Origin of the sequence: Dyadobacter soli (assembly GCF_900101885.1) — a bacterium.
Lineage (GTDB): Bacteria > Bacteroidota > Bacteroidia > Cytophagales > Spirosomataceae > Dyadobacter > Dyadobacter soli.
On the sequence record NZ_FNAN01000009.1, the window covers coordinates 333059 to 357008 of the forward strand.

Annotated in this window: 22 protein-coding genes; 11 read left to right on the top strand and 11 right to left on the bottom strand. The window is 49.4% G+C overall.

All coding sequences use genetic code 11. The features are described from left to right. The first annotated feature begins 13 nt into the window (after positions 1–13). The 9 genes from gcvH (at position 14) to BLQ88_RS16785 (ending at position 7915) form a co-directional block, all read left to right on the top strand. Positions 14–394: a glycine cleavage system protein GcvH gene (gene gcvH / locus BLQ88_RS16745; RefSeq protein ID WP_090152418.1), complete on the top strand. Its 381-nt coding sequence runs from the start codon at positions 14–16 to the stop codon at positions 392–394. 82 nt (positions 395–476) lie between these two features. Further along, the gene (locus tag BLQ88_RS16750; RefSeq protein WP_090152267.1) at positions 477–1760 is read left to right on the top strand and encodes a dihydroorotase; all 1284 of its coding nucleotides are present in this window, start codon (positions 477–479) and stop codon (positions 1758–1760) included. Continuing rightward, positions 1757–2320 (top strand): DUF4199 domain-containing protein, encoded by a 564-nt coding sequence (locus BLQ88_RS16755; protein WP_090152269.1) that lies wholly within the window; start codon positions 1757–1759, stop codon positions 2318–2320. The genes BLQ88_RS16750 and BLQ88_RS16755 overlap by 4 nt, the downstream gene beginning before the upstream one ends. 4 nt (positions 2321–2324) lie before the next feature. After that, the gene (locus BLQ88_RS16760; RefSeq protein ID WP_090152272.1) at positions 2325–2840 is read left to right on the top strand and encodes a DUF4199 domain-containing protein; all 516 of its coding nucleotides are present in this window, start codon (positions 2325–2327) and stop codon (positions 2838–2840) included. Positions 2841–2871: 31 nt separating this feature from the next. Then, positions 2872–3600, top strand: coding sequence for a gliding motility-associated ABC transporter permease subunit GldF (gene gldF, locus BLQ88_RS16765; protein ID WP_090152274.1), 729 nt, complete (start codon positions 2872–2874; stop codon positions 3598–3600). A gap of 241 nt (positions 3601–3841) precedes the next feature. Continuing rightward, complete coding sequence (locus tag BLQ88_RS16770; protein WP_229212719.1) at positions 3842–4387, top strand: RNA polymerase sigma factor; 546 nt, start codon at positions 3842–3844, stop codon at positions 4385–4387. Beyond that, positions 4384–5271, top strand: coding sequence for an anti-sigma factor (locus tag BLQ88_RS16775; protein WP_090152276.1), 888 nt, complete (start codon positions 4384–4386; stop codon positions 5269–5271). The genes BLQ88_RS16770 and BLQ88_RS16775 overlap by 4 nt, the downstream gene beginning before the upstream one ends. Before the next feature lie 92 nt (positions 5272–5363). Further along, complete coding sequence (locus BLQ88_RS16780; protein ID WP_090152279.1) at positions 5364–7070, top strand: FAD-dependent oxidoreductase; 1707 nt, start codon at positions 5364–5366, stop codon at positions 7068–7070. A 62-nt stretch (positions 7071–7132) separates the two neighbouring features. Further along, entirely contained in the window at positions 7133–7915 is a 783-nt protein-coding gene (locus BLQ88_RS16785; RefSeq protein ID WP_090152281.1) for a hypothetical protein, read from the top strand. A 32-nt stretch (positions 7916–7947) separates the two neighbouring features. On the opposite strand, the gene BLQ88_RS16790 is transcribed toward BLQ88_RS16785, so the two are convergent. From BLQ88_RS16790 to BLQ88_RS16800, 3 genes are all read right to left on the bottom strand, one after another. Continuing rightward, entirely contained in the window at positions 7948–8685 is a 738-nt protein-coding gene (locus BLQ88_RS16790) for a DUF5131 family protein (protein WP_090152284.1), read from the bottom strand. Beyond that, on the bottom strand, positions 8682–9800 hold the full coding sequence (gene tcmP / locus BLQ88_RS16795; protein ID WP_090152287.1) for a three-Cys-motif partner protein TcmP: 1119 nt from the start codon (positions 9798–9800) through the stop codon (positions 8682–8684). Before tcmP ends, BLQ88_RS16790 begins: the two co-directional genes overlap by 4 nt. A gap of 176 nt (positions 9801–9976) precedes the next feature. Then, the gene (locus tag BLQ88_RS16800) at positions 9977–10402 is read right to left on the bottom strand and encodes a helix-turn-helix domain-containing protein (RefSeq protein WP_090152288.1); all 426 of its coding nucleotides are present in this window, start codon (positions 10400–10402) and stop codon (positions 9977–9979) included. A gap of 147 nt (positions 10403–10549) precedes the next feature. On the opposite strand from BLQ88_RS16800, the gene BLQ88_RS16805 reads away from it, so the two are divergent. Together BLQ88_RS16805 and BLQ88_RS16810 are read left to right on the top strand one after the other, a co-directional pair. Next, entirely contained in the window at positions 10550–10807 is a 258-nt protein-coding gene (locus tag BLQ88_RS16805; RefSeq protein ID WP_090152423.1) for a hypothetical protein, read from the top strand. Positions 10808–10906: 99 nt separating this feature from the next. Next, on the top strand, positions 10907–13039 hold the full coding sequence (locus BLQ88_RS16810; protein WP_090152290.1) for a 2'-5' RNA ligase family protein: 2133 nt from the start codon (positions 10907–10909) through the stop codon (positions 13037–13039). Positions 13040–13189: 150 nt separating this feature from the next. Here the strand turns inward: BLQ88_RS16810 and BLQ88_RS16815 are convergent, their stop codons facing one another. From BLQ88_RS16815 to BLQ88_RS16850, 8 genes are all read right to left on the bottom strand, one after another. Further along, positions 13190–14575, bottom strand: a complete 1386-nt coding sequence (locus BLQ88_RS16815; protein WP_090152292.1) for a putative oxidoreductase C-terminal domain-containing protein — start codon at positions 14573–14575, stop codon at positions 13190–13192. A 45-nt stretch (positions 14576–14620) separates the two neighbouring features. Next, positions 14621–15397: a glucosamine-6-phosphate deaminase gene (locus BLQ88_RS16820; RefSeq protein ID WP_090152293.1), complete on the bottom strand. Its 777-nt coding sequence runs from the start codon at positions 15395–15397 to the stop codon at positions 14621–14623. A 12-nt stretch (positions 15398–15409) separates the two neighbouring features. After that, a complete protein-coding gene (gene nagA / locus BLQ88_RS16825) occupies positions 15410–16600 on the bottom strand; it encodes an N-acetylglucosamine-6-phosphate deacetylase (RefSeq protein WP_090152294.1) in 1191 nt (396 codons plus the stop codon). A gap of 280 nt (positions 16601–16880) precedes the next feature. Beyond that, a complete protein-coding gene (locus BLQ88_RS16830; RefSeq protein WP_090152297.1) occupies positions 16881–18203 on the bottom strand; it encodes a sugar MFS transporter in 1323 nt (440 codons plus the stop codon). Between the two features lie 236 nt (positions 18204–18439). Next, positions 18440–19807 (bottom strand): Gfo/Idh/MocA family oxidoreductase, encoded by a 1368-nt coding sequence (locus BLQ88_RS16835; RefSeq protein WP_090152300.1) that lies wholly within the window; start codon positions 19805–19807, stop codon positions 18440–18442. Between the two features lie 30 nt (positions 19808–19837). Beyond that, positions 19838–21133, bottom strand: a complete 1296-nt coding sequence (locus tag BLQ88_RS16840) for a hypothetical protein (protein ID WP_090152302.1) — start codon at positions 21131–21133, stop codon at positions 19838–19840. Between the two features lie 46 nt (positions 21134–21179). Then, positions 21180–22547 (bottom strand): neutral/alkaline non-lysosomal ceramidase N-terminal domain-containing protein, encoded by a 1368-nt coding sequence (locus BLQ88_RS16845; RefSeq protein ID WP_090152305.1) that lies wholly within the window; start codon positions 22545–22547, stop codon positions 21180–21182. Next, positions 22544–23932 (bottom strand): DegT/DnrJ/EryC1/StrS family aminotransferase, encoded by a 1389-nt coding sequence (locus tag BLQ88_RS16850; protein WP_090152307.1) that lies wholly within the window; start codon positions 23930–23932, stop codon positions 22544–22546. Before BLQ88_RS16850 ends, BLQ88_RS16845 begins: the two co-directional genes overlap by 4 nt. Positions 23933–23950: the final 18 nt, after the last annotated feature.

Sequence of the window (23950 nt, forward strand, 5' to 3'; positions counted from 1 at the left end):
ACCTGATTTTATCATGAATTTTCCATCAGAACTCAAATACACAGAAGATCACGAATGGATTCGTATTGAAGGAGATACGGCAATTATCGGAATCACCGAATATGCCCAGAATGAATTAGGTGACATTGTGTATGTGGACATTAACACAGTTGGCGAAGAACTTGGCAAAGGTGATATTTTTGGTTCGGTAGAAGCGGTAAAAACGGTTTCAGACCTTTTTATTCCCGTTGCAGGAACAGTACTGGAAGTAAATCCTGAACTCGACGGCGAGCCCGAACTTGTGAACACCGATCCTTATGGCGATGGATGGATGGTGAAAATTAAACTGACTAACCCCGGCGACGAAGACGGATTGATGTCGGCCGAAGACTACCAGAAATTTATAGGTGCCTGATATTAGGTTTGAAGCTCCATTTGGAGCTTTTTTTTTGAAACCGGTACAATGCTTCATTCCCGGTGTTTAGTTTAAAACGAATATGAAATTGTTAGTTAGCTCGGTTCGGGTAATTGATAAAAAATCGCCCTTCGATGGTCAGGTGAAAGATATTCTGATCGAGGATGGGAAGATTAAACAAATTGGCGACAGCCTCGACGCAGGCAATGCGCAGGTGATCGACGGCACAGGCCTGCACGTATCCGCAGGCTGGGTGGATATGCGCGTGCAGGGACGCGACCCCGGTTTCGAACATAAGGAAGATTTGCATTCGGTGCGCGTAGCGGCGGCGCATGGCGGCTTCACGGAGATCGTGCTCCTGCCGAATACCCAGCCCGTTGTCGATACCAAGGATACTTTGAACTACATCCGGCATAGCAGCTTCGGCGGGCTGGTGACTTTGCATCCGGCTGCGGCGGTAACGAAAAAGGCCGACGGCGTGGATTTTACCGAAATGATGGATTTGCACCAGGCAGGCGCTATCGCATTTACAGACGGTGAAAACCCGGTGCAGAATGCGGACCTGCTTTTGAAAACCATTCTCTATCTGCGACCGCTGAATGCATTGCTCATCAACCGCCCCGAAGACCGCGAACTTACGCTTTACGGGCAAATGCACGAAGGCGTAACGAGCACGCTCGTGGGTATGAAGGGAATGCCCGCATTGGCCGAAGAGATGATGCTCATCCGCGACCTGAAACTGCTGGAATACGCATTGGAAAAAAATACTTACGACACTTCCGCACCGGTACTGCACGTTTCGCTGCTGTCGACCGTGCGCGGCGTGGAACTCATCCGCGAAGCGAAAGCGAAAGGCCTGCCGGTTTCGGCGGATATTGCCGCGCACCAACTCGCATTTGAGGACAAAGACCTGATCGGCTTTGATACCAACCTGAAAGTAAACCCGCCGTTCCGTTCTCCGGAAGACAATGCGGCGCTACGCCAGGGCCTTGCCGATGGTACTATCGATGCCATCGTTTCAGACCATAACCCGCACGACGAGGAAAGTAAAAACCTCGAATTCGATCATGCGGATTTTGGAATAACCGGTCTGGAAACCGCATTTGCATTAGCTGTAATGCATAGCGGCCTGGTGGTGGAAGATATCGTGGAAAAACTGACCACACAGCCCCGGCGCGTTTTGCGGCTGCCGGAGATAAGCATTGCGGAAGGTGCCGCCGCCAACCTCACATTCTTCGACCCGAATGCGGAATGGGTATTTGGCAGAAGTTATTCCAAATCAAAAAATACGCCGTTCCTGGGACAGACGCTGAGGGGCAAGGTAAGAGGGGTGATCAATAATGGTAAACAGGAGTGGTTCCAATGAATTCGATTGTAGCATATTTTAATAAACCTATTTTAAAACTGTCGCTGCTGTTCGGGCTGGCGCTGGGCATACTGGTGTTCGCGTTCTTCCTCGGGCTTCACGCGCTGGGGGTCGTGCCGCTGGGGAACAACAGGGTGATGGACATCGGAATCCACATCATTCTTATCGCCGGCGCTTGCTGGTATTATCGGAAGAAGGTAGGAAATGGCTTTTTGCATTTATGGGAGGCATTAACCATCGGTTACGTTGTGAATACCGTTGGTGCATTGATCGCCGGCTGGCTGATCTATTTTTTTGTAACTTACATCGATCCTTCCGTCTTTACAGCCTACATTGCACAGATGAAGGACCTGATGATACAGGGGAAAGCCGAGCTCGTCAAAAATATAGGGGAAGCTGAGTTCCAGAAAATGTATACTGGTGTGGGAGAGATGAAGACCTCGGAAATCATCACGGATGAAGTAGGGAAAAAAACAGTCATGGCGATCATCCCGATCCTGGTGATTTCATTGATTTTGAGAAAACAGGATTATAGTATTCTTCATAACAACAAATCTTAAACCCATGGAAGAAAAAACCTCTACCGCCCGTGTTGCCCTGAAATATGGCCTTCTGGTTGCTGTCGTAACGATGGTATATTCTACGATCCTGAACGTTGCGGGGCTGGGAGCGAACAAACTCCTGGCGTCGCTGACGTACCTTTTCATGATCGTTGCGATCGTTTTGGCCATGAAGGATTTTCGCGAGAGGAACGGAGGTTTTATCAGCTATGGAGAAGGGCTCGGGCTCGGTTCGCTTACATCGGCGGTGCTGGGTTTGCTGAGTTCTGCATTTACGATTTTCTACATCCAGTTTATCGACGCCAATATGCTCACCCAAAGCCTCGACCAGATGCGCGAAGAACTGGAAGCAAAGGGAATGGACGATGCGCAGATAGAACAGGCGATCGAAATGTCCCAGAAATTCATGTCACCCGGCATTATGTTCGTCACGGTGATTTTCGGGTACCTGATCATGGGATTCATATTCTCGCTGATCATCGCGGCCATTATGCGTAAAGAAAAACCGGTTTTCGAATAAGCATTCCTGAAAAGCATTTAATCCCCGAATAGTGTTAGCAATCTTCCGAAAAGAGGTAGCCAGTTTTTTCAACTCATTGATCGCCTACATCGTCATGGCGGTCTTTCTGACGGCTATCGGCCTGATCGTCTGGGTTTTCCCCGATTCCAATATCCTGGACTACGGCTACGCCGACCTCGGCTCGTTTTTCGGTCTCGCACCTTATGTGCTGATATTCCTCATCCCGGCCATTACCATGCGTTCGCTGGCCGAAGAATCGCGCAACGGCACGCTGGAATTGCTCCTTACCAAGCCTATCCGCAACATCGATCTGGTACTCGGGAAGTTTCTGGCCAACTGGGTACTCGTGGTGCTTACATTGCTGCCGACGCTCATTTATTATTACAGCGTATACCAATTGGGAAACCCGGTAGGCGACGTCGATTCCGCCGCCGTGGCCGGCTCGTATCTCGGGCTGCTGCTGCTTAGCGGCGTGCTGGTGGCGATGGGCGTGTGGGCTTCTTCTTTGAATGATAACCAGATCGTCGCATTCATCCTCGGCGTATTCCTGGCATTCATCTGGTATGTTGGTTTTGGGGCTGTTTCGGGCATGTTTGGCGATGGATTCGCGGCTAACCTGCTATCCGGTATAGCCCTGGACGTTCAATACCAGGCATTGGGTAAGGGACTTGTGGACTCCCGCAATGTAATTTATCTGCTCAGCCTGATCATTTTCTTTATCTTCCTGACGCTCTGGCGCGTAGAAGGCCTTCGGAAATGAGCCTGGTATTCGCATAAGTACTGCCTGGTCGATCCAATGTTGTGTGCTGTTCGTATATGATTAAAAGCACACTAAGATGGCTAACTCATACACACGACCCGGAATGCAAGCATTCCCCCCCTCTCTGGTGATTTCTTTCCTGTATGGTAACGAGGCAATTATTTGGTACGGCCCGGCCAGGCGTGTAGGAAAATTTACTAGATTGCCAGTAAGTAATTTACAATTAAATGTTAAGCAACTCTTGGCGACCAGCAAGGTAAAATACTCGGAAGAGGAATTGGTGTCAGCTCTGAAAAGAAACGAGCGAAACGCCTTTGAATTCCTGTACGACCATTACTCAGGAGCTTTGTTTAATATCATTTCAAAGACGTTGAAGGACGAGGAGAAAGCCGCGGATGTATTGCAGGAATGCTTTCTGAAAATCTGGAAGAATATCGCTTCCTATGACCCTGAGAAAGGACGATTGTTTACATGGATTATGAATATCGCGCGCAATGGTGCGATAGACGCAGTCAGAGCGGAGGGCCGGAAGCCGGCAATGGATGATATTGAAAACACGGTGGTCCTTAATGAGAAGGATACGTACGAAGATTCACAAACAGTCAGTTCGGACATGAAGGCGATCATCGACATGCTCCGGCCCGAACGGAAGGTACTCATTGATATGGCCTATTTCCAGGGCTACACGCATGAGGAAATTTCGGAAGAGCTGAGCATACCGTTAGGCACCGTGAAATCGCGGATCCGGACCGCATTACAAGAGTTAAAACAATACTTTGCAGTATGAATATCCAAGCCTATATAGAGTCCGGTATATTGGAGGAATATGTATTGGGCACTGTTACTCCCCAGGAGAAGCAGGAGGTGGAGTGTATGTCGCATATTTACCCTGAAATCAAGGAAGAGTTGTTGCGTACCGAAAGTGCATTGGAAGAATATGCGCTGAAACACCAGGCAACGCCCCCGCCTTCATTGAAAGAGTCGATTTTTGCGCAAATGAATTTCGAAGCCCCGGCGGAAGAAGAAACCAAAGCGGAGGAAATCACCGAAGAAAAGAGCATCTCATCACCTGATGTGACTGCGACCGCACAACCGGAAGCACGTGTGATCGATAATGCATTCGAGCGCGTGGAAACGCAGGTGGTAACGCCCGCGTGGGCGAAGCTGGCCGCTGCGGCTGCCGTATTGCTGGCGCTTTTTGCAGGATGGTCGGCCATGCAGATGACCGATATGAAGCATGTCAATAACGACGCCGTAGCCAAAGTGGAAAGTATGCAGGCTGATATGGCGGCAATGAAAACCCAGGCCGAGTATAACCAGGCACTGGCAGCATTGTTCCGCAGCCCTACTTACAAGCACGTACATTTGGCCGGATTACCCAAATCGCCCGAAAGCGCCGTTTCCGCATTCTGGAACACGCAAACGAACGAGGTGCTGCTCGATGTGCAGAACCTGCCGGCAGCGCCCCAGGGCAAGCAATACCAGCTTTGGAGCATTGTGGATGGCAAGCCCGTCGATATCGGTATGATCGATAATGCATTTACGGGTAAGGTTTTGAAAATGAAGAACACCAAAGCCGGTTCCGTCGCATTTGCCATTACTTTGGAAAAAGAAGGCGGCAACCCGACCCCGACCATGGACGAAATGTACGTAATGGGGAAAGTGGTATAGTAAATTGATTTGTATAATAATACGCGCTCATTGCGGGGAACACCTTGCAATGAGCTTTCTTTTTTTGATTCCTGAACAACACCTTAACCTTTATGAAACGCCGTAATTTCCTGGGAAGCGTCGCACTCGGCGGCAGCTTGCTCTCCCAACCTCCCATTGAAAAATCTGTAAATGCAGCTCCCGGCCCGGATAATAAAGCCAAAGCCACGCTGAATGCCGACCTCGTGATCGCTGGCGGCGGCCTCGGCGGATGCGCCGCCGCATTGGCCGCATTGCGTAATGGCCTCTCGGTAATCCTCACCGAAGAAACGGACTGGATCGGCGGGCAGGTATCACAGCAAGGCGTCCCGCCGGACGAGCACCCATGGATCGAAACGCACGGCGCTACGAAGGCCTACCGGCAGTTCCGCACCGCCGTACGCGAGTATTACCAGAAAAACTACCCGCTCACGGCCGATGCCAGGAGCCGCAATAACCTCAACCCGGGCGATGGATCGGTATCGAAGCTCTGCCACGAGCCGCGCGTAGCCGTAGCCGTGCTCACCGACATGCTCAACCTTTACCTGAGCACCGGCAAGCTCACCTTGCTGCTGGAACACAAAATCGTGTCCGCCGACGTGAAAGCGAACAAAGTACAATCGCTCACCGCGCAGAACCGCCGCAACAAAGCATTGCTCACCCTCACAGCGCCCTATTTTGCGGACGCTACCGAGCTCGGCGATCTGCTGCCTATGACCGGCACCGAGTTCGTCACCGGCGCCGAATCCAAAGCCAAAACCGGCGAATTCCACGCCCCCGAAAAAGCAGATCCCAACAACGTGCAGGCATTCACCGTCTGCTACGCCATCGACTACCGCCCGGGCGAAAACCACGTGATCGAAAAGCCGCGTGAATATGATTTCTGGAAAAACTACGTCCCCAAAATGGCCAAGCCGTGGTCGGGCAGGCTGCTGGACCTTTCCTATTCCAATCCCAAAACCCTCGAACCGAAACAGCTCGGCTTCCACCCGGAGGGCATCCCGACCGGCAATAACCTGAACCTCTGGCTCTACCGCCGTATTATCAACAAGGCCAACTTCGCTCCCGGCACCTACGCCGGCGACATCACCATCGTAAACTGGCCGCAAAACGACTACACCCTCGGTAACCTCATCGGCGCCAGCGAAAAAGACTTCGAAAAGCATTTCGAACGCGGCAAGCAGCTCAGCCTATCGCTTCTGTACTGGCTCCAAACCGAGGCCCCGCGCCCCGACGGCGGCAAAGGCTGGCCCGGCATCCGCCTCCGCAAAGACGTAATGGGCACCGAAGACGGCCTCGCCAAATACCCCTACGTCCGCGAATCGCGGCGCATCAAGGCGCTATTTACCATTAAGGAAGAGCACGTCGGGGCTGAGCAACGGGCTGCTATCACCGGGCAATCTACGGGTGTGAAAGCGGCTGCTTTTGAAGATAGCGTCGGGATTGGCTACTACCATATTGATTTGCATCCGAGCACCGGCGGGGATAATTACATTGATTTTGGGTCATTGCCGTTTCAGATTCCGTTGGGCGCGCTGTTGCCTGTGCGGATGGAGAATATTCTGCCTGCTAATAAGAATATTGGGACTACGCATATTACGAATGGGTGTTACCGGCTGCATCCCGTGGAGTGGAGTATTGGGGAGGCTGTGGGGTTGTTGGTGGGGTATGCTTTGCCTCGGAAGGTGCTTCCGCGGGGTGTTAGGGAGGATAAGGGGTTGTTGGCGGAGTTTCAGGGGTTTGTGAAGGGGGAGGGGGTTGAGTTGGAGTGGAAGGGGTAGTAAATGAATAAGGGGCAACAAGGAATATATTGTAAATCTTATATGCATGATTTAACGAATTCATGGACAATCACTTTGGAATTCAAGCACACTTGTTAGAGTGTGGAATAATAGGCTTTGAACCGATTCTTGCACAGATTCATAAAGATTTTGGTAAAGATGATCCAGAGATTGGGGACTGGCCTAGCGTTCTCTTAGCAACAACCGTTTTGACAACAGCAGTATCATTATTAAAGCTCCTTCCGCCTTCGGAACCTGATCGACATGCGATCGACCGACGCTCGATTGCTACTATTATAAGAAATATTGTAGATACACATGACGTGATTGATCAGTTCTGCCATGATGATGGATCTGAAACCTTCCATTTAAACAGAGATATTTTAGGATATTATTTGGCGAATAGAAAAATGCTCATATCCGAGCGACTAGAAATGCAGGAAGGCCAAAGCCTGACATCTATAAAGGAGTATTATTGGAGTCGCATTAAGGGATCAAATCTTGATAAAACTGCAATCAACAAATTAAAAAACGGAGAGACAATTTTTTATGAAAGTCGACACCAGAGAATTCAAAAAATTTGTGGTGATCAAACAAATTTGGTACAGGGAATTCTAGCAGACCTATCAACCTATGTTCACTCAATCCCGCCAGGTTTATGGTTCAACTCTCTCGACGAAAGCTTTGGGGATAACACTCAAAATCGTAATATAGTAGCGGTATGGCTAAGAGTAGGTAACTTCTACTTTGCGAAATCTATCGAGATTTTGATATCTGAGCTTCCTATGCAAATCAATGAAGAGTTAAGGAAGTTCCTAGATAATAATAAAAAGGTTTTTGACTGATCCCTCTCAATTAAGGCGTAATTACGTTAGTTTTAGTTTTGCATTGATAAGGGTTCTCCATTCCACTCGCGGCCAAGCAACAACCTGCCATTAGCTTTCTTATTCCGCTTCATGCCGTCCTCACCCCAAGTTCCCCACTGCTTAAAGAAGAATGAAACTACTTGATCATCGCATTGCTTTTGAATGTCGGCAGCCCATTGCGATTTCATAGGCCTTGCACGGCTCCCGCTTTCGCCACCAACGATGACCCAATGAATGTCAGTTAAATCTAGCTCGCCTATATTTTCCAAGAGCGGTTCGATCGATAGAAAGCGGATTTTGGCATCAATGCTCCTCAATGCGTCAATGCGGTTTTTCTTTTTTGCGATCTCGACCGTGACGCCGAGCCAAACATTATCTGGAACGGATCTATCAGCAAAGTAGCGGACAAGAACATCTTCCCTTTTTGTCAGGATTTGATAGGTATGTTGCGGCGTCGCTCTAATTGTATCAAAGACCTGGTCGAGGAAATCAAAAGGCATTTTTTCATGAAATAGATCGCTCATTGAGTTAACAAAAAACTTCGTCGGGCGTTTGATTTTCTTTGGTGCATCTAGTCTTTCGGGCAATATCTTGAAGTCAAAACCATTCTCGTATCCCGGGGCACCCATAAGCATGAGCCTTTTGGCCATGGTCTCTGCGTAGCAAAATTTGCATCCAGCGGTAACCTTGTCACAGCCTACGGATGGGTTCCAGGTCGCTTCGGTCCATTCTATTTTGCTGTATTTCATTTCTTTGGCAGGTTGAATTTGATCAACTGTTTTTCTTTGTACACCTTCTCGTAGTTGATGCAAGGTGAGTTTGCTATGTAACTAACTTCCCCTTTTTGCTTCATTTCCTTCAACACGTCGGCGGCATGTTTTCCTATATGCCCTTCTGCGTAAACGAAGTCGAGCGCCTCGAAGTTACTCGTTATTTGCCCTGTAAGAACCATATCCCTTAACGTTGACTTGAATTTCTGGATTTTGGTAAGTTTTTGAATGCCAAATAGGTCAAGCTGTGCCGAAGGGATGTCTTGGTCCATGTCGAAGTTAGACTGACCGTTTACGTCGTTCTTTTTCCAGGCAATGGACAGGAATTTCTCAACTGCCCTTGGATGGCTTGCTCCAAATATGATTCCGTAGATGTTGGTACCTTTTTTTATTGAGAATGGATACAATCTAAGTTTGGTATTATTGGAAAATCTTAGTGTCAATTGTGAGATTAGATTTCTATGAACCAAATTGTATGGCACCTCTTTCAGTAACTCGATGTCCAGTTGTAAGTGCTTTTTGAATTGCTCTGTGTGTCCAAGCCGACGGAGATAGGAGGAGGAAGCAAAATAAAGAAAGTCGGTTTGAGTCATTTTTTCGAACTGTAAGAGATACTTATCTGAGAGAAACCTTACTCCGTTCTGATCGATATAAACTAGTGAAGGGTACAATTTTATTTCTGGTAGCAATTTTGGAAATAATGTTTCAAAATCTTCATTGTAAGTTAATATCTCAATCGCGCGCTTGACATCTTGATTAGTCTCAAGATACTCGTTGCAAGCCTTGACCAACAATTCGTGTTTTCTCTGACTTACTTTATTTGGTTCATATTCATTGACGTACACCCGAATCTTAACTCTTTTCTGGAAGATATACCCAATGTGATCCTTTATTTTGTCTAGTATTCGAATTGGGCTTCCTGCTATCCCATTCTTGTCATAGCCAGTTCCTGCAAAGAAGTCAAAAATGCAGATGATTGGCTCTGCTTTCATTACAAAAGTCGGGATCCACGCCTGCGCATAGTCTTCAAAAATTTCAAGTTTGGTAATTGTCCCGTCGTCGAACGGTTCTTCGTGTAGGTCTTTTGCTGGCATTGTTAAAGGAGAGTAGAGTTTTACATTAAGTCATAAAATTCTATTTGTCAACCTTTATACTATGCGCCAAATACTGATTAATGTAAGAAATTATTAATCGGTTCTATTTATTACATTAACGGTATCTTTTTGCGAAAATTTGGTTTGATACTTTTCTATTCATTCCAGATTCTACTTCATTTACTTGCAGTAATCAACCGCTCCAACCGCCCCATCATCTCATCCTTCTCCTTCAACATCCGCTCGTACAATGCAATCTTCTCCTCATGAAGCTGCATTAACTTATCAATAGGATGAAAAGTCGGATTATTGTTAACCGCATTTAGCATTGCATTGTCATTGAATGTATTAGAAATCACATTCACCGCCTTTTCCTCATCAAAATTCCGAATCGCTTCCACCGGTATTTTCAGTATCGCTGCTACCTGTTCCAAAATGTCGGAATCGATCTTTTCGCGTTGTTCGAGGGTGGAGATTCTTTGCTGGTTCCAATCGCTGCCGAGCTCGAAGGCGAGTACGTCCTGTTTGATGCCGAGCATTTCGCGGAAACGTTTTACGTTACGGCCTTCGTGGATCTTCGGGTTGGAGGTAGTATGTGTCATACCGGCGCTGTTTCGTTGAAAAGGCAATTTATATAAATCCATCGGGAAGTGTTCCGGTAATTTACAGGTATTTCGGCGTAAGTTACAGGGCTTGCGGGTTGGGTACGGGTTGCAGGAATGCGTGCTTTACGGAAAACGTAAATGGAGATGCACACAAACACACACCCTATCGAATCCACGGATTCGACTTTGCTGGCGTATGGCCGGGAGGTAGGCAAGCTGCTGAGCAGCAGCAGTGCCGAAAGCTGGTCCGACGAACTTTGGACGATGTTCACTGGCTACATCATCTCCCTCAAAGAACAAGGCCACGCGCCGGATCTTTGTGATACTTACTTTTCGTTTAGGGAGTTGGTTGCGTTTTTTGAGAATGTGGAGCGGATTGGGAGAGGGGAGGAAGAGGTATGAAAATAATCGTTTTTTTGGCTAAATTATCGATAAATAATTATTTTTGTGGAAAGTTAAGTAGTTTCATGAAGGTCGAAGAAGTCGATAGCCAAGAAACTTATGTTAGAAAATAATCATTTTTCAAGGATTATAACTGTTTTTCACGGAAGAGAGGCTCCTGAGAGGGCTTTGCTTGTAGGCTATGGTGCCATTATCGACAAGCTTGACCTCAAATTGCCCTTACCGGATAAATTGTCGTTGATCGGTGCTCGTTACAAGCAGTTCTCGGACGCGAATTGGACTGTATTTACAGCAAGCTACGCGCCAACAGATAGTCTCTACGGCCATCTGGTTTTCGGATTAAAATATGAAGGCATTAACCTGCTATTTTTCAAAAAGCTATTCGAACGCATCGGCAAGAGCGAAGCGGAAACATTGGTGAGTATTGAACGCACTGGGCAATACAGTCGGCGGATATGGTTTTTATACGAATGGCTTACGAACGAGCCGCTCGATATCCCGGATTTGAAGGAGGGAAACTACGTGCCGCTGCTCGACGAGAAATTACAGTTTGCATTGGAAAAATCCGTCAATGTGCCCCGGCAGCGCATTCGCAACAATTTGCCGGGGACGAATCAGTTTTGCCCACTGATATTTAAGTCTGATAAGCTTAAAGCGTTTATAGAAGAAGCGCTTGAACAGCACACTTATGAGGATCTGGGAAAAATTAGTAAGGACGTCCTAACGAGAACTTCGGCATTTCTATTGCTAAAGGATTCCAAAGCATCTTTTTCAATCGAAGGAGAAAATCCGTTATCCACGAGGGCAGAGCATTGGGGGACGGTCATTGGTGAAGCCGGCACCAAGAAACTTAATCTTGAAGAGCTTGTTCGTTTGCAAAAGATCGTCATCGGTGATTCCCGTAGTATCCATATGGGACTTAGAAAGGAAGGAGGATTCGTAGGCGAGCATGAAAATTCATTTGGGCCGCCGAAACCGGAGCATGTATCTGCGAGGTGGGAGGATCTCGGTGACTTGATGAACGGACTTCTGGAAGCAGCATCGCTTATGGAAACAAGGGGCTTTCCTCCTGTACTAGCTGCTGCTTCGATCGGATTTGGCTTTGTGTTTATACATCCTTTTGTGGATGGTAACGGTCGGCTTCACCGGTACATTATTCAGCATATTCTCGCTGAAACCGGGTTTAGTCCCGCGAAGATAGTATTTCCCATATCAGCCGCTATTCAGGAAAAGATGGACGATTACCGCAGAGTGTTAATCCACTATTCGCATTCGCTCCTTCCTTTTATTGAATGGGTGCCCACTAAGGATCGTAACGTCGAGGTCAAAAATGATACAGCCGACTATTACCGTTATTTCGACGCAACCAAGCAGGCAGAATTTTTATTTGACTGCATCGCCCACACGATAAGTCGCACAATTCCAGATGAGATCAAATATCTGAAAAGGTACGACGCGTTTAAAAGCTGGTTGGACGACAATCTCCCAATGCCAAACAAGTTGGTTTCGCTACTAGTCGTGTTTTTATCTCAAAATGAGGGTAGATTATCGCTCAGAGCGAAAAAAAAAGAATTTGCTGATTTGGAGCATGAAGAGATTCAATCGATCGAAGCTAAGTATAAAGAGATTTTTCAAATGGAAGAACCGGTAAGATATTCGATTGCCATCAGGCCGTCACAGGAAATAATCGATGATGGGAAAGGAATGAAGGCTGACTTGAAAAAGGCTGTCGGCGGATTTTTTAATAGTGTGAATTCAGAGGTGCATATTTCACTATTCGAATTTTTCGCGTACGAAGGAGACTATCCACTGCTGTTGAAAATGTTTAGAGGTTTGGTCGAGGGATTGCATCCGTTTGAAATAGAATTCAATGGCTTTAATCATTTTTCGACAAATGGGGCATTTTACGTGGAGCCTACTAACGGGTCGTCGAGCGCGATTATTGAGCGATGCAATCAATTCAAACGGGATGCTAATTCGAAGATTTTAAAGGATTACACAGAAGGCTGGACGGAGTTATTTGGCAAACCGCATATGTCCATTGGCAGACGCCTTCCGCCAGAATGGATCGAAATAGCCTATTCACTGTTCAAAGAATATCACGCCCAGTTTTTGTGTGAGTCAATAGTCGTAAGGAAATTCAATGGAGATCGAAGACAGTTTGATGTGATCGATACATTGCCAATGCTGGGCAAGGGGTCTTCTTCACCCGTTCAATTGGGACTGTTCTAATAGTTCAGCCGATTTAATCTCGACCCAAATAAAAAAACGAGCAGCAAACGCTGCTCGTCTCTCAAAATCCACCGTCGTCTTAAGACGACGGCTAAGGACTCGTTCTTTTTAAAGACTCATTCTTATTAAAGACGACGGCAAAGATTTCATTTATTTTTTCTCCTTCGCCTGCTTCAAAGCCTCCGTCGTCAACCAATACTTAGCAATCATATTCGGCACTTCCCATTCCGGCAACTTCCCGGCTTTGAGATACTCCATATACTTATTAGCCACCTGAGCAAAGTGCGACTCATGCCCCGTATCATACTTCGCATCAATCACAACTTCCCAACCCGCGGCATTCTTTTTCAGCTCCACGCCCGGAAACTTATCCTGCACAGATTTAAACGCAGCAGCCACAGCATCTTCGTATGCCTTCGATTTGTCGGTGGTTTCGATGTAAAGCACCGGCTTGTATTTCTGGTCTTTGCCCTGGCGGACGATCAGGTTGGCTTTTGAGCCTTTCATGATCGAGTAGTGCGTGTCGCCGGTGCCTTCCGGGGCCTGGAAGTTCCAGATCACGGATACTTTCGCGTGCACGCCTTTCAAGGTGTAGTTCATTTCGCCATTGGAATACACGTTCAGCAAAGTGTCCTTAATGTCCTTTTTGAGGAATTCAGGGTAAGTTTCGCTTTTGGTCACGAGCTTGAACTGCGACGGTGTAAGCTGTGTAGCGGTACGCTTGGTCGAGAGTAGCTGAATGTCCTTTTGATAATCGAGGGATACATTAGGGAAACAGCTCCATTGCACGAGGTCGACCAGGTGCGTCGTTACATCCACCATGCCTTCGCCTTGCTGGTTCACATCAAAGAACCAGGTAGGGCGCACGAGCGGTTCGCCGGAAATGTATTTAAAGAAGTGGTGCACGCTTTCCTTCATGACGGCCGGGTTTTCAGGCGTTCCTTTTTGCAGTTCGCCGAAGATCTCGGGCAGCAATGCAAGCTCGCGTTGCAGGGTGTTAGTGATCTCGTAACGCTCGGTCATGATGTCGTACAAGAGCACCTTGTTTTTGTCGGCGCTGGCGAATGCTTCTTTCAGCTTGTCGAAACCGGCCGCGTCGATCGCCATCGGTTTGTCGGCAAGGACGTTGAGGCCTGCATCGACGGATTTTTTGATGAAATCGGTCTTTTTCTGGTTGTTACCCGCCAGTACGACCACGTTGCCTTTTTTCTCCGAAATCATTTTCTCGAAGAAATCGGTACCGGTGTACACTTCTTCTTTCCAACGTGTCGGGTCTTCGGGGCGGGTGTTGTATTTCTCCACCTTGTCGAGGTAAGCCTTCACGTCCGGGCCTTCGGACGCGTACACGTGCACGACCGAGTCAACGTCGGCATACATCGATTTCTGGACCAGCGCGGCATGGAAGTGGCCGGGTTCGACCACGATCAGGCTCAGCGGTTTCTTCTCCTCATTCTTGGCCTCCTCTTTCTTCGAATTACATCCCTGATTTAATACCATTGCGCTCAATAAAGCGATTGTCAAGAGTTCTTTTCTCATTTGAATGGGTTGAGGTAATACATGCAAGATAGCTCCGGCGCGGAACTATGCCTGCGAGTATGACGAAATTTCTTTGAGCTTCCCTGAACTGGCCTGGTCGATGAACAGGATCGCATTCGGATGCTTGCGGAGGATGGTCGATGGGTACGCTTCCTGGATGTCCTCGGCCACGGTGTGGTAAATTGCCTGCGCCTTTTTCTCGCCCGGCACGATGCAGAAGGCATATTTGGCCTTCATCAATGTCGGAATGGTGAGTGTCAATGCGGTTTGCGGCACCTCGTCGAAGGTATCAAAGCATTCGTCGTTCACTTGCTGCTGGCGGCAGGCATCGTCGAGCTCCACCACTTTCACTTCCAATGGATCATCGAAAAACGCCACATGCGGGTCGTTGAATGCCAAATGTCCATTCTCACCGATTCCGAGGCATACAATATCGATCGGGTTCTCGCGGAGCAGCTTCGCATAATGTTCGCATTCGCCAGCGGGGTCGGTAGCGTTACCGTTTAGATACGAAACGGAACGAACGGGCACATGATCGAACAGCCGTACTTTCAGGAAATACCCGAAATTCTGCGGCGCGTCGGCGGCGATGGCGATGTACTCGTCCATGTGAAATGCATTGATTTTCTCCCAATGAATGCCTGGCTCGTCCTTCAACGTCGCCAGAAACTCGTTCTGCGATGGCGCCGAGGCGAAGATGATGTTGACAAATTCTTTGGTATCCTGAATCTCCCGGATCTTGTCCGCAACGGCTTTCGCCGCGGCTTCACCCATTTGCTGGCGGGTTTCGGAGATATTGATTTCCAGTTGGTCGACTTTCATTTTTGTGGTAGGTTAAATTTGGGGTATAGCGTTACGGTAAACTGTTTTTCCTTTGATAATGGTCCTCTGAATGCGGATGTCGGCGTCGAAAATGACGATATCGGCGTCCTTACCCTCCACTAATGTGCCCTTGCGGTCGTGTACACCCATAATGCGTGCGGGCGTGGCGGTGGCCATGCGCACGGCGTCGAGCAGCGACACGTCGGCCATATTCACCATCGTGCGCACGAGCCGATCGGCCGTGGACACGCTTCCGGCGAATGAAGTACGATCCGGCAGCTTCGCCACGCCATCTTCGACGATCACTTTCAACCCGTTTTTCAGCGAGCCGAGCATACTTTCGCCTTCCGGCATTCCGGCCGCACGCATCGCGTCCGTAATCAATGCAATGCGGTCGGGACCTTTGATTTTAACAATGAGTTTCAAAAGCGGTGCAGGTAAATGCACGCCATCGGCGATGATCTCCACATCCATATCGAGCAAAAAGGCGCTTTCGATCGTACCCGCATACCGGAACGCATTTCTGCGCGTCACGCCGGACATGGCCGAGTACAGGTGCGTCGCGAGCGTGTAGCCATTTTCATAGGCTTCCAGCACGTCTTCGTAAATCGCGTCCGTATGCGCCACCGCCGCCAGAATGCCTTTTTGCTTTAATCTTTTGCCAAAATCAATGGCCCCCGGCAGCTCCGGCGCGGCACTCCATCGGGTAATGGAATTGGAGTATGCCAAAACCTCCTCATACTCGGCCGGATCGGGGTTGCGAATGTACCGCGGGTCCTGCGCGCCCCGCTGGCTCAATGCGAAATAGGGCCCTTCCAAATGCATTCCGAGGAACTGCGCACCGTTCGCATTGGCTGCATTGGCCTTTTCATAGAAATCCAGCGTTTCGAGCAAATCCTCTTTTTCGGCCGTTAATGTGGTCGGTACCATGGCTGTGGTACCATATTGCGCATGGGTTTCTGCAATTTTCAAAAACGACTCCACGCTCCCATCCATGAAATCATGCCCACCCCCGCCATGAATATGCAGGTCGATAAAGCCGGGCGCGACGTAATGGCCTTCGGCGTCGATAATTTCGGCATTTGGGAAATCCACGTCCCGTGTTTCAATGCCGATAATCACCCCGTCTTCAACCAAAACCGTCCCGTTCCGTATGTAGCGGTACGGGGTAATGACGGTCCCATTTATAATTTTTAATCGCATTGGTTAACTGTTTGATATTCTGGGCCCAATTGTCAATTTGAAAATGGCCATTACCTAATCGGGTTAATACCCATAATCGCTTTGCGTTCATGCGGCAGGTTCTTACGGTGCGCTGCACCTTCTTGCTTTTGCTACTGATCACATCTGCTACAAATCTTACGGCGCGCTGCGCCTTACCGATGAAGGTGCAGAGCACCGTAATAATTGTAGATATGGTATGATTTACAATTGGTAACGAGGTGCAGCGCACCGTAATAATTGATTAATGAAATGGGCATTTTTAGAATCCCCATTTCCGAAGTTTATGCCCTTTGACCGCATAAAAAACCAAATACAAATAACAAGGCAACAACACCCAATATGCCTCCCGCACATTCACCACATCTGCGAAATGCCCGTAAAAAAGCGGCATAATCGCATTTCCGCACAGCCCCATGATCATTACCGAAGCGCCGAGTTTGGTAAACCGACCCAAATCATCCAACGCCAGCGGCCAGATGCCTGCCCATACGAGCGAGTTGGCGAGGCCGAGCAGTACGACGAACCAGATAGAAATATCCGCATCGTGGCCCAGGAATGTCACTTGTCCGTGCGTGAAGATGATGAGTAATGTAAAAATGGTCCCCAGCAATGTGCATATCCGTAACGCATTCACCTGACTGATGAATTTTGGAATGACCGTAATCCCAATCAGATACCCGCAAATGGTGCAGAACAGCGTGTAGGAAGGGAAAACCTTCGCTTCCAGCAGGTCAATGCCCATTGAATTGGCATAGCCAATAATGGTATCGACCGCGATCACTTGCGTGCCTACGTGCAGGAAGATGGCTAATGCGCCCAAAATCAGGTGCGGAAAGTCGAAAATGCTTTTCTTGCCCGCATTCGCCGACGCGATTTCCTGGCTTTCGTGCTCGGTATCGATCTCCGGTAATGGGGATTTGAATACCAGATAACCCAATGCAAACAGGAAGGTGCCGAGTGCAATGTAAGGATTGATCACCCTGCGGATCAGCTCGTCCAAGGCCGCGCTACGTTCGGCGTCGCTCATGGTGCCGAGCTGGGCGAAGAGATCGGTATCAGTCGGTTTTAGAATGACTGCCGCGAAAACAATGGGCGAGAGAATGCCGGCAGCTTTATTGCAAATGCCCATCATGCTGATCCGTTGCGCCGCGCGTTCCTTGGCGCCGAGGATGGTAATGTAAGGGTTGGCGGCTGTTTGGAGGATAGCGAGGCCGATTCCGATGGTGAAAAGGCCCATGAGAAAAATCTCGTAAGTCCGCGACATGGCGGCGGGTACAAAGATAAATGCACCCAAAGCCATCGCCCAGAAGCCGATCATCATGCCCTTTTTGAAACCCATAGCTTTTAACAAATAGGAAGAAGGCACCGACATCACGAAGTAGGCAATGTAAAATGCAAATGCGACGAGGTAAGCCTGAAAGCTCGTCAGTTCGCAGGCGATTTTGAAATAGGGGATCAATATAGAATTGACCCACGACACAAAACCGAAAATAAAGAACATCAGGCCGATCAGGAAAATCGAGATCATCGTCTCCCGCTTCGTCAGGTCTTGTACTTTGATGGCAATGGCTTCGCTTTTCATTAAAAATTGTTTTTCAAATGAAATTTTTGAAACTGGAATTTTTAAATTCTTGAATTGGCTCTGAATAAATCTTTTCCTAATTCCTTTCCGTCAGATAAATCTGACGGCAATTGATATTTTGCTGCCTGAGACTAGGGATAGGCATTTTTGAACTCTTTCGGCGGTTTTATTCACCTTTCAAAAAATCTATTTCCGTCGACTTTAGTCGACGGGAGGCGGGAGGCGGTGTGCTCCTGTTAAACTGTCGGCTCCCAACCCTTCTGATATTCCCGTTTCCAAAACTTCTCAGCGGCTTTGCTGCCTTTGATATGCCCGTTGCTCGGATCGATATTCAGCGTTTCGCCGGAGCGGATGGCGATATTGCCCAGCTGCGCAAGCAACGTGCTCTGATGCCCGCCAACGATCTCGGCTGCGAGGGGCGCACCCTTTTTAATACCATCGAAGAAATTCTGAATATGAAATGCATCCAGGCTCTGAGACGGGTTCATTTTATTGCGCGGGTCGATGGCGAGGTCATTTTTTACATCCTTCACCAGCTTGTTGTCCAGGTCGAAAACCTTGTAATTATTGCCCTCGCCGATCTGTATCGAGCCTTTTTCACCATAAAATACGACGCCCACACTGCTGCCTTCAATATGGCGCCCGTTGCAGCTGCGGCCTTCCCAGCTCATAGCGGTATTGTTCGCGAATTCGAGGTTAATCACTTGCGTATCCGGCGTTTCCCAGTCGTCTTTGTAACGGAAACGGCCGCCCGAGGAGGTCACGCGCGTCGGGTAATCCACTTGGAGGCCCCAGCGCATGAGGTCGAGCATGTGGGTGCCGTTGTTGAGCGCCTCGCCGGTGCCCCAATGCCAGAACCAATGCCAGTTATAATGGAGAATATTATCCTTGAATGCGCGGCGTGGTGCCGGGCCTTGCCACAGTTCGTAATCGAGCCAGGAAGGAATGGCGGTTTCTTTGCCAATGCCGATGGAAGCGCGGTTATTGGTATACCAGCCTTTTGCAAAATACGCCCGGCCGATCGCTCCGTCGTGCACCTCTTTGATGCCCGCCGCCACATTCGGCCACGAGCGGCGCTGGTTACCCATTTGGATTACATTCTTGTACTTTTTCGCGACAGCCACGAGCAGTTCGCCTTCGTGCGGGTTGTGGCTGCAAGGTTTTTCGAGGTAAACGTGCTTGCCTGCTTTGGATGCCAGGATAGCGGCCGGCGCATGCCAGTGGTCGGGCGCGGCTACAACTAATGCATCCATATCTTTGTTTTCGAGCGCTTTGCGAAAGTCAGGGGTGTTGGCGGGTTTAGATTTTTGGGCGTCGTTCACAATGCCGATACATTTCTCGGCAGCGCGGGTATCGACGTCGGAAATGGACACGACTTCGCAGTTGGGCTGCAATGCATAGTTGGTCGCCAACGCGAGGCCGCGGCTGTTCACGCCCATGATGCCTACGCGCACCTTCTCATTAGCGCCAATGATTTTGGCATAGCTTTTCGGACTGAAACCGGGCAACACGCCGCCGAATGTGAGCAGTGCGCTCCCGGCCAGTGATTTTTTGAGAAAGTCACGGCGGTTATCTGTTGAGTCGTTTTGCATTGAATTTTCCATTGAGCAAAAAGTTAATATCTGGTTTAGTATTTAAAACGGGCTTGGTATGCGGACGAGATCCTGGATAATCCTACCCTCGCGTTCAAAGCGTGCCAATGTATAAACGGTACCATCGGCACCGACGGCAATCGAGTTCACGTACGTCGGTCGCTCGCCGTTTTCGTAAAAGATCGCCCCGTGGTCTTTATAAGTATTGGTAGGTAAATGATACGTAATTAAATGCAGGTTTTCCAATCCACGTGCGGCGCCTTTCGCTATCTGGTCTTCACCTTTCAAACGCTTACCATTCTCATAGATCGGTCCACCAGTGAGGTAGTAAATGGTTTCGTCATCGGGCCCGAGCTGAAAACCGAGGTAGCCGTAGCTGAACTGGTCGAACATCCCGCTTCTACGCGAAGGCTCGGAAGTAATGCGCTCCACGAGCTCGATTTGCTCTTCCCGGCGATCAAACCGGAACAGGTAACCCGAGTTGCCATGCACGCCGTAAGCGACTTGCTCTTTGGGATGCCAGAATATCTTCCGCCAGTTATAACACATGCTGCCGGGGCGTGTCGGGTCGTATTTGCCGAAATAGTCCAGGCGCAGGTCTACGTTTTCGAGTTTGCGTAAAAATTGGGTCTCCGGGTTGTAAGTGAAAATATCGCCGTCCGCTACCGAGAAATACACATCGCCCAGTTCCGCATCGACGAACAGCGAGCGGCAAAGCGAACGAAAGTCCGTACCCGGCGTGCCTGCTTCGCCTTTGTGCGAAACGGGGCCGAGGTTTTTCAGGACATTATTTTCGACATCATAATGAATAAAATTCCCGTAAGGCCAGGTAATGCCATACAAATGCCCCCGCTCGCGGTCCATGGTCATCGACACCATGCCTTCGCCGTTCGGTACCAATGCCAGATTTTCGAATGCACCGGTTCGCAGGTCGTAGGAGAGGAAATGCCCGCCGGGGTATAATGCATAACCTTCCGGCGCCTGCTCGGGAAGGCGGTCCATGCCGTCGATGAGCTGGTAGTATCCTACGTGCGTGGAGAAATAGAGCTTGCCGTTCCGTTCATAAAACCGTACATGACTTTTACCCTGCGGAATGGCTTTCAAATGCGTTTCACCGCAAATGTCGGTCAGGTCGCCGAGGTGGGTGATGCGGTCACTGCCCGGATTGTAGACAAACATCTGCCCGCCGATTTCATGGTTATCCGACGACAGGAGGTAATAAATCTTCCCGTCGCTCGCGGCCGAGAGCGCATTATACGTGTCGTGCGCACGCGAGAAGCCCGAATAGTAATGCTTCGCGATCAAAGTTTTCGGTTCGGCCAGCGGTTCAAAGTTCATGGAATAATCGATACTGTTCACGGAAAGAGGCAGACTTTGGTATACACTAATTCTTGATAACCCTGGATTCCGGTTTGACAACGCCTGCCTGTTTGGCGAGCTGCACCATTCCATTCAATATTTCAATTTCCACATCCGACGCCCAGGTAGCAGGCAGGCCGTACACAATGGCCGCCACTTCGCCCTCGTAGCCGCCTTCGCGCAGGATGGTCGTGCTCGGAATGTAGGTCATTACATCATTGGAATACCCCATTACAAATGTGTCCTGACCGAATATTTTCTTCAAATTGATCGCATAATCCACCACCAGCTCGCCGCCGAGGGTCATAATGGCCTGGTCGCCGAGCTTCCAGACTTGCAACGGGAAAGGGTAGGAGGTCATGAATGGCTTCCGCTCGTCGATCTGCGCGATCATGCGCCTGGCCCATTTCTGCTGGTAGCCGGTCGTCTTTTCAGCCATTGCGGAAAATTGCTGGCGGGTGGGCGCGGTGGTTAATGAAAGCGTCACTTCATTGTAAGCAGTCGAAAGCTGAGGTGACAGCGGTTTCATTTCTTCGCTCAAAACCCGTTCTACGGCGGCAGCAAGCGTTTTTCCATATTGAATGGCAAGCGGAACGGTATGCCTTGGCAAAGGGTTCTGATCCGCGCCCGCACCCTGGAAAAACAATGCGGTAGCGCCGGGATATAGCTTTTCCAGCTCGATCTGCGCCCAGCCGGGGTAGTCGCCCGACCAGTTATAGCCGTCCAGAACCGTAGGATGGCAGGCATAGCCAAATGCAATGGCGATGACTTTCCCTTTCGCGTCCGACACTTTCAGCACAGGCACGGCCGGGTCGCCGGGGCCGGTGATTTCAGTGAGGCGTTCCAATGTGGCCGCGTCGTTGTTCCGGCGGTTTACCTGGAAGCGCGTTACGCCATTTTTCGATTCGATGGTGGCTGGTTGCAATGCCTTCAACGCATCGCCGGTGAGCGTCACAATCTGTTCGATGAGTTTGGCCGAGTACTGATCGATTTTCTTCTGGTCGGTTTCGGCTATCGGGTAAATGTCCGGTAATGCGGCTCCGAGGACAGGACCGGAATGCGTGTGCGAGCTATTGAGAATAATCTGTGCCTTGGAAAGCTTATAGCGGTCATTGATTTTCGCCCGGATCTCGTCGGATATTGCTTTTGGAAAACCCAATAAATCCGTCGTAATGAGCACGACCTGCTTGCCGCCCGCATCCTGAATGGCCAATGCTTTGGCCCAAAGATCGTGCAGCTTGCCGTCGGAAGCATGCGTACGCGACGCGAACCCGGCCATCCACATGGGTTCCGCAGGTGTAATCGCCACTTTGGCCACGCCCGCTTTCCAGCCCTGCGCGTGTGCGGACACGCATGTCAAAAGCAGCAATGTCAGTACAAAGGTTATCCTCATTTTTGTCCCAATGTTTTGATCTTGTCGACGTTGTGATGGATCTTTTCAATGGCCGAAGCAATGGCTTTCATGTCGTCTTTCGTGCCTAGGAGCATATTTTGGGTAAGCCAAACGGCTTCGCTGCAAACTTTATCGTTCACCGGGCATTTGTTCTGCTCGTTGTAGCGGTTAATGTCCAGCATTTCCTTGGAATACATCCTTTTATAATTCTCCGAATCGAAGGTGTCTTTCAAATAAGGCTGAGTATTCAAAGGCGTATACCCGCTTGAACACGGAACGCCTTCTGCCCGCAAGGCATTCAGAAACGCCTCGCGCGAAAGTCCTTTAAAACCCTCCTTTTGATAACGGAAAGGGAACAAATGGAAAGCGCCGCGGGTGACTTTGTCGTACAATTTATAAGGTACGATGCCGGGTATGTCCTTTATCAGTGATTTCAGGTATTCAGCATTTTCGTTGCGCGTGGTAGTCTGGGCGTAGAGGCGTTTCATTTGGGCGAGGCCAATGGCCGCCTGGTATTCCGAAAACCGCAGTTTAGTACCCTGCATGACGGCCCCGGTACTCACGGTGCCCACAGCGCTGCCATAAGGGTTCCCGAAGTTGGTATAGGAAAAACAAAGATCGATAAAATGGTCGTTGTTGCTCACAATGGCGCCGCCTTCGCCGATGGGCAGGTTTTTGGAATTCTGAAAACTGAAACAGCCTGCGTCGCCGATACTGCCTACTTTCTTTTGATCATACTCGGCCAAATGTGCCTGACAGGCGTCCTCGATTACGAGCAGCTTATGCTTTTTTGCAATGCCCATAACACGGTCCATATCCACGGGCAGCCCCAGAATGTGTACGGCGAGAATCGCTTTGGTGCGTGGAGTGATTCTGGCCTCGATCTTCGCCGGATCGATCTGGAAAGTTTCGGCGTCGATGTCCACGAACACCGGCATGGCGCCATTGGAAAGAATGGAAGAAACCGACGCGATGAATGTGTAAGGCGGTACGAGCACCTCGTCACCGGCCCCGATACCGAGCTGGTGAATGGCCGTTACCAATGCATTCGTGCCGTTTACGACTGCTAAACATCTTTTGACGCCCAAAGCCGCGGCCCATTCTTTTTCAAACTGCGTCACCACATCCGCCCGCGACCAAATGCCGCTCCGGACCACTTCCAGCAGCTGCTTTTCGTCCGTTTCGGGGTTCCATTGCGGCCATACCGGCCATTTTACCTCCGCCCAGGCCGAAGGCCCGCCCAATACCGCGGGTACCTGTGCCGCCTTCGTCCCGATCATGGGCAGTGCCGTAACCGACGTGGAAGCAAGGGCCACGCCCAGCCCCGCCAATGAATTCTGTTTCAAAAACGTTCTTCGCGACAATTTGGAGCTGAATGCATTCATGGGACAAGGGATTTGATT